Raw genomic sequence first — 6,678 nt, forward strand, 5'->3', positions numbered from 1 at the left:
CAATGAGATATATCGCCATAAAGATGCTTATATACGGACTAGCCTGTTGGCTGCTGATCGAATGGCTAATGCCGCTCGAAACGATATCCGATACCGAGGGTGTGGAAGTGTTCATTGGGTTTGTTGTGCTCTGCTTTCTGCTTTATTTTTTTCGTCCCCCTTTTTGGCTATCCGTTTTTGTGAAAAGCATCTACATTTTATGGGCGCTAAATCAGTGGTTCTATCATGCTTCACTTTTTACCGTGCTAACGCGGATATGGCAAGAGACTTCCGATCATGCCGCTATCTTATTTACGACCCGTCTGATGGAGCTTAGCAATTCTTTGCGCAGTTTTCTGTTTTTCGGTTTATTGTGGCTGGTTGCTTATGTCTCGTACCGTTGGATGGTTGTGCGAAAACGGTTGTTTTTCTTTTACGTGTTGACGGTGATCTATGTTACCGTGCTTGATACATTTACGCTGTTTCGCGGAAACGGTGCCATTGTTCGCCTGGTTGCTTTTGGTTTTTTCTTTTTAAGCCTGCTTCATATCGAACGGCTTCGCGAACAGTCGCCAGCAATAGGCGGAATAAGACGATGGTGGGGAGCCTGCTTATCTTTCGTGGGACTAGCTGTCCTTGTCGGCTATTTTAGTCCGAAGCTTCCGCCGCAATGGCCAGACCCGGTATCATTTTTGAAAAGCTATGCCGCCACGCCGGAAGAGAAACAGATAGATCCTGCCGCTTTGAAGGTCAAAAAAGTCGGCTATGGACAAAATGACTCCCGTCTTGGCGGCCCGTTTATCGCCGATGATACCGTCGTATTCACGGCAGAGGATGAGCGCCGTCATTATTGGCGGGTCGAAACAAAAGACATTTATACCGGAAAGGGATGGACGAGTTTCCAAAGCGAGCAGATGCGAACATTGGAAAACGACATGGATATTGATTATTCGTGGTGGTCTCCAGCGCTGAAAAAAAAGCAAATAACGGCTAGCATTCATATGAAAAAGACATACTTCCATCTCGTTTATCCGCTTGGCTTAAAAAAAGTAAAAGCACAGGAAGATGTCGTATATCGAATGGAAACGGCGACAGAAAAAATTTATACGACGGACCGCTCTGCCTATACGTTGCCGTTAACGTCCTATGACCTTGTTTATGAATATCCAACCTTTTCGATTGACGCGTTAAAAGCGGCACCGCCTGTCGGGGACAAGGAATTGCTTGAACGTTATACGCAGCTTCCGGAAAATTTGCCAAAACGAGTACGCGACTTGGCCAAGCAGATTACCAATGGGAAGCAAACACAATATGAACAAGTAAAAGCGGTGGAACAATACTTTCATGCTAACGGCTATACGTATGAAACGACCGATGTAGCTGTTCCTGGAAAAAAGGACGATTACGTTGACCAATTTTTATTTGAAACAAAAAGAGGGTATTGCGACAATTTTTCTACTTCCATGGTTGTCATGCTTCGTTCGCTCGGCATACCGGCGCGCTGGGTAAAAGGCTATACATCAGGACGGCTAATGGAAGAAAAGGACGGAAAAAACATCTATGAAATTACGAACAATGATGCCCACTCATGGGTAGAGGTATACTTTTCTGGAATCGGCTGGGTTCCATTTGAACCGACACAAGGATTCGTGAATCCTTACGTATTTACTGCTTCTTCGCTGGATTCGGAGACAGCGCTGCTTCCAGAACAGCGTACCCCGGAACAAAGCCGAGTTCCTTTAGAGCGGGTAAGAGAGCAGTCACCTTCTTTGCCATCGCAAGACAGCGGGATATTGAACAGCTTTTTGGCTGCATGGTCATGGAAACGTATCGCTATTGCTTTGGCTGCGTTTTTCGCATTTGTATGGACGGCATATAAGACAAGAAGAAAATGGTGGCCATATGTGACGATTCTCCGCTTTCAATATAAGAGGAAAAGAGGAGATAACCTGTTTGCGGCAGCGTACTTATCTTTGCTGCGCCATTTGGATGATTACGGTTTAAAACGGAAGCCGCATCAAACGCTGCGGCAGTATGCAGCCTACGTCGACGCTTGGTTTAAAACAAAGGAAATGACGCGGCTGACAATGTTATATGAAAAGTCGATTTATCTGCCAAAAAATAACCCCATTGATTGGGATGAAGTGAGAGAATTATGGGAAAATTTAATTAAAAAGACAGTATCTTGACCGTTTGCTGGTGAAGTTGATAGAATGAATTAAAATTTGCATAGCATCAATGGTTGTTACCTTCATATATGCTTGGAAATATGGTCCAAGTGTCTCTACCGGGTCGCCGTAAACGACCTGACTATGAAGGCAGAATGAGCTAGAATTCTGCCTTTATAGTTGTTTTTTGAGGCGATTCTAGTTTTTTATTTTTTAATGAGGTGATGGCATGAAACAAGAAATGATTGTCGTACTGGACTTTGGCAGTCAATACAATCAATTAATTACCCGCCGCATTCGCGAGTTTGGTGTATACAGCGAGCTGCATCCGCATACGATTACGGCGGAACAAATTCGCGCCATGAACGCCAAAGGCATCATTTTTTCCGGCGGCCCAAACAGCGTCTATGACAACAATGCGTTTACATGCGACCCGCAAATTTTTCAGCTCGGCTTGCCGATTTTAGGAATTTGCTATGGCATGCAGCTGATGACCCATTATTTGGGCGGCAAGGTAGAAAAAGCAACTCACCGGGAGTACGGAAAAGCGATGATTCAAGTGAAAAACGCTTCGCCGCTTTTCAAGCAGCTCCCAGACGAACAAGTCGTTTGGATGAGCCATGGCGATTTAGTGACCGCCCCTCCAACAGGGTTTACGGTCGATGCGACGAGCGCCTCTTGTCCGATTGCGGCAATGAGTGATGAAGCGCGGAAGTTTTACGCGGTTCAGTTTCACCCGGAAGTGCGTCATTCCGTTTACGGAAATGATATCTTAAAACGTTTCGTTTTTGATGTGTGCGGATGCAAGGGTGATTGGACGATGGAAAACTTTATCGAAAGCGAAGTGCGCAAGATTCGCGAACTGGTCGGGGATAAAAAAGTGCTTTGCGCGTTAAGCGGCGGCGTTGATTCTTCGGTCGCAGCCGTGCTTGTCCACCGCGCGATTGGCGATCAGCTTACCTGTATTTTTGTCGACCACGGCCTCCTGCGCAAAGGTGAGGCAGAAAGCGTCATGAAAACGTTCCGCGAAGGGTTCCATATGAATGTCATCAAAGTCGATGCGAAAGAACGTTTTCTGGCGAAATTAAAAGGGGTAACGGACCCGGAACAAAAGCGGAAAATCATCGGCAACGAATTTATTTATGTGTTTGACGATGAAGCAGCCAAATTAGAAGGAATCGAATTTTTAGTGCAAGGCACGTTATATACCGATATTATCGAAAGCGGCACGGCAACGGCGCAGACGATTAAATCCCACCATAACGTCGGCGGCCTGCCGGAAGATATGAAATTTAAATTGATTGAACCGCTGAATACGCTTTTTAAAGATGAAGTGCGTGCGCTCGGTACAGAATTGGGCCTTCCGGACGAAATTGTTTGGCGGCAGCCGTTCCCAGGTCCTGGCTTAGGCATCCGCGTACTTGGCGAGGTGACAGAGGAAAAATTAGAAATCGTCCGCGAATCGGATGCGATTTTGCGCGAAGAAATCAAAAAAGCAGGGTTAGACCGCGAAATTTGGCAATACTTTACGGTGTTGCCGGACATCCGTAGTGTCGGTGTCATGGGGGATGCCCGCACCTATGACTATACGGTTGCCATTCGCGCTGTGACATCGGTCGATGGCATGACCGCCGATTGGGCTCGCATTCCATGGGAAGTACTTGAGAAAATTTCCACGCGTATCGTCAACGAGGTGCCGCATGTGAACCGGGTTGTTTACGACATTACGAGCAAGCCACCGGCAACGATCGAGTGGGAATGATTTCTATAAAAGACGAACAAAAGACGGACATTTATTATTAAATGTTCGTCTTTTTTATTGACATAAAGCTATCGTGCTGATACAATGTACCTAGATCGCGAATATTGTCAAAATACGTCGTATAATCCCGGGAATATGGCTCGGGAGTTTCTACCAAGCTACCGTAAATAGCTTGACTACGAGGTATAATGGGATAGAGAGCGTGTTTTTGGCTTGCGCGTCCTCTCTATGTTCATTATTCCTTCTTAGTCAACGCTTCTGGTAGCTTACTAGAAGCGTTTTTATTTTAATAGGGGGGACAAGAAATGAAAAAATATTTCCAATTTGAAGATCTCGGCACGAATTACCGTACAGAGATCATCGCTGGGCTGACAACCTTTTTGTCAATGGCATACATTTTATTTGTCAACCCGTTCACGCTTTCCTTAGGGGCGGTAAAAGATTTTCCAAACGAACTGCGGATTGACCAGGGGGCTGTATTTGTGGCCACGGCGCTCGCTGCCGCATATGGCTGTATTTTAATGGGCATCTTGGCGCGTTACCCGATTGCGCTCGCTCCGGGAATGGGGCTGAACGCGTTTTTTGCGTTTACTGTCGTGCTCCATATGCATATTCCATGGCAGACGGCGTTAGCGGGAGTATTTGTATCCGGAGTGATTTTTACGATTTTGTCGTTAACAGGCATCCGTGAGAAAATCATTGATGCGATCCCAGTGGAATTGAAATATGCGGTCGGTGCGGGGATCGGGCTGTTTATTACATTTATCGGCCTGCAAAATGCGAAAATCATCGTCGATAACCCAGCAACATTAGTAGGGTTAAGCGATTTGAAAGATGGCAACACGCTATTGGCGATTTTCGGTTTGTTCGTGACCGTCATTTTAATGGTAAGGAGAGTTAATGGCGCCGTGTTTTACGGCATGGTCATTACAGCGATTGTCGGCATGATATTCGGCTTAATCGACGTGCCGGATAAAATCATCGGCGCCATTCCGGATATTTCACCAACATTTGGTGTTGCGATTGAACATTTGCCAGACATTTTCTCGTTAAAAATGCTTGGTGTCGTCTTAACCTTTTTCATTGTCGACTTTTTTGACGCCACCGGTACGTTGCTTGCGGTGGCCAACCAAGCGGGTCTGTTAAAAGATAATAAGCTGCCGCGTGCAGGAAAAGCATTGCTTGTCGATGCAACAGCGGTCATGGTCGGCGCTGTGCTTGGAACATCAACGACGACTTCATACGTCGAATCATCAGCAGGTGTCGCTGCCGGCGGACGTTCCGGTTTTTCCGCAGTTGTGACAGGAATTTTGTTTTTGCTGGCACTATTCTTCTCGCCGCTACTAAGCGTTGTGACTGCGCCAGTCACCGCGCCAGCACTCATTATCGTCGGCGTGCTGATGGTATCGTCGATCGGTGAAATCGATTGGAAAAAATTAGAGGTAGCAATTCCAGCGTTTTTCACATTAATTACGATGCCGCTTTCCTACAGCATTGCCACAGGAATCGCGGTTGGGTTCATTTTTTACCCAATTACAATGGTTTTAAAAGGACGAGGCAAAGAAGTTCATCCGCTTTTATATGTGTTATTTGTCATCTTTATCTTATACTTTGCCTTTTTAAGAGAATAGAAAAAGTCCGCCGGAAACGCGGCGGGCTTTTTTATTGAAATTTGCTATAATAATAGGAAAAATTTGTAGAGGAGGGAGAGTGTTGTTGTGTTTATCCACCGATTGGATGACGAATCATGGTTGAAGTTGCTCACAGCTGAAGATGCAGAACGATTATTTGTGTTAGTCGATTCGTGTCGTCCACATTTGCGAAAGTGGCTTCCGTGGGTGGACTCGATAAAAGAAATAGAGGATTCGAAAACGTTTATCATCGGAGGATTGCAGAAGTTTGTCGCCGGAAACGGCTTGGAAGCAGGGATTTGGCATAAGGGACAGCTGGCTGGTGTGATCGGGGTTCATTATATCGATCGCGCCAATCGAAAAGCGAGCATCGGCTACTGGCTCGGAGAGCAGTTTCAAGGGCTAGGGCTGATGACAAAGGCGTGTAAAGCGTGTATCGATTATTTATTTGATGAACAGCATTTGCATCGAGTCGAAATCCGCTGCGCAGTGGAAAATAAACGAAGCAGGGCCATTCCGGAACGGTTAGGTTTTACGAATGAAGGAACGATCCGCGAGGCAGAATGGCTTTACGATCATTTCGTTGACCACGTTGTTTATGGGATGCTATCGAGAGAGTGGAAACGTTAAGCGAATTAGAGGATGTCACACAAATGATCTATTGTGACTTAACTATACTTTAAGATTGAGGATATTATGTTCAGTATAAGGACATATATCCTCTTTTTCATGCATCATAGATTCATTGTACATCACAGGTATAGAGCATATGTTTGTTTTTTTAAAGGATAAAACACATATGCTGTTTGTTTGGCGGTATGTGTTGGTGTATAGAGTGCAGAAAAAGTCGTTTGGATGGATAAAAATACCTATGATAAATGGTTGACATGTAATAAGCGATGATGTTATATTAATAAAGCCGCTTTGATGCGGCGAAAAAATTTAAAAAAATATATTGACATGTTAAATCGAAAGTGATATATTATAAGAGTCGCTTTTAGAGAGCAAAACAAATGTTCCTTGAAAACTGAACAAAACGAAGCGTCCACATAGAAAAGCGAAGGCGAGCGTTTAACGCCGGAAGGAAAATGTTCTTCCGACGAGACATGCTTGCATGTCGACGGAGGAAGGTTATTTT

General features: G+C 45.1%; 4 protein-coding genes and 2 riboswitches. All 4 genes read left to right on the plus strand.

The window, feature by feature from the left end; translation table 11 throughout:
* The first annotated feature begins 2 nt into the window (after window positions 1-2).
* The 4 genes from HT574_RS19460 (at window position 3) to HT574_RS19475 (ending at window position 6,170) form a co-directional block, all read left to right on the plus strand.
* A complete protein-coding gene (locus HT574_RS19460) occupies window positions 3-2,168 on the plus strand; it encodes a DUF4129 domain-containing transglutaminase family protein (protein WP_483874554.1) in 2,166 nt (721 codons plus the stop codon).
* A 42-nt stretch (window positions 2,169-2,210) separates the two neighbouring features.
* Window positions 2,211-2,312, plus strand: a riboswitch (purine riboswitch).
* A 64-nt stretch (window positions 2,313-2,376) separates the two neighbouring features.
* Window positions 2,377-3,909: a glutamine-hydrolyzing GMP synthase gene (gene guaA / locus HT574_RS19465; protein WP_175245821.1), complete on the plus strand. Its 1,533-nt coding sequence runs from the start codon at window positions 2,377-2,379 to the stop codon at window positions 3,907-3,909.
* 97 nt (window positions 3,910-4,006) lie between these two features.
* Window positions 4,007-4,108, plus strand: a riboswitch (purine riboswitch).
* 106 nt (window positions 4,109-4,214) lie between these two features.
* Window positions 4,215-5,540, plus strand: coding sequence for an NCS2 family permease (locus tag HT574_RS19470; RefSeq protein ID WP_175245822.1), 1,326 nt, complete (start codon window positions 4,215-4,217; stop codon window positions 5,538-5,540).
* Window positions 5,541-5,627: 87 nt separating this feature from the next.
* Entirely contained in the window at window positions 5,628-6,170 is a 543-nt protein-coding gene (locus tag HT574_RS19475) for a GNAT family N-acetyltransferase (protein WP_175245823.1), read from the plus strand.
* Window positions 6,171-6,678 lie beyond the last annotated feature (508 nt).

Source organism: Parageobacillus sp. VR-IP, assembly GCF_013357975.1.
GTDB classification, from domain to species: domain Bacteria; phylum Bacillota; class Bacilli; order Bacillales; family Anoxybacillaceae; genus Saccharococcus; species Saccharococcus caldoxylosilyticus.

Excerpts from the sequence above, each read along its gene's own strand:
- HT574_RS19460 (WP_483874554.1), top strand. The coding sequence starts at position 3 with ATGAGATATATCGCCATAAAGATGCTTATATACGGACTAGCCTGTTGG.
- guaA (WP_175245821.1), top strand. The coding sequence starts at position 2,377 with ATGAAACAAGAAATGATTGTCGTACTGGACTTTGGCAGTCAATACAAT.
- HT574_RS19470 (WP_175245822.1), top strand. The coding sequence starts at position 4,215 with ATGAAAAAATATTTCCAATTTGAAGATCTCGGCACGAATTACCGTACA.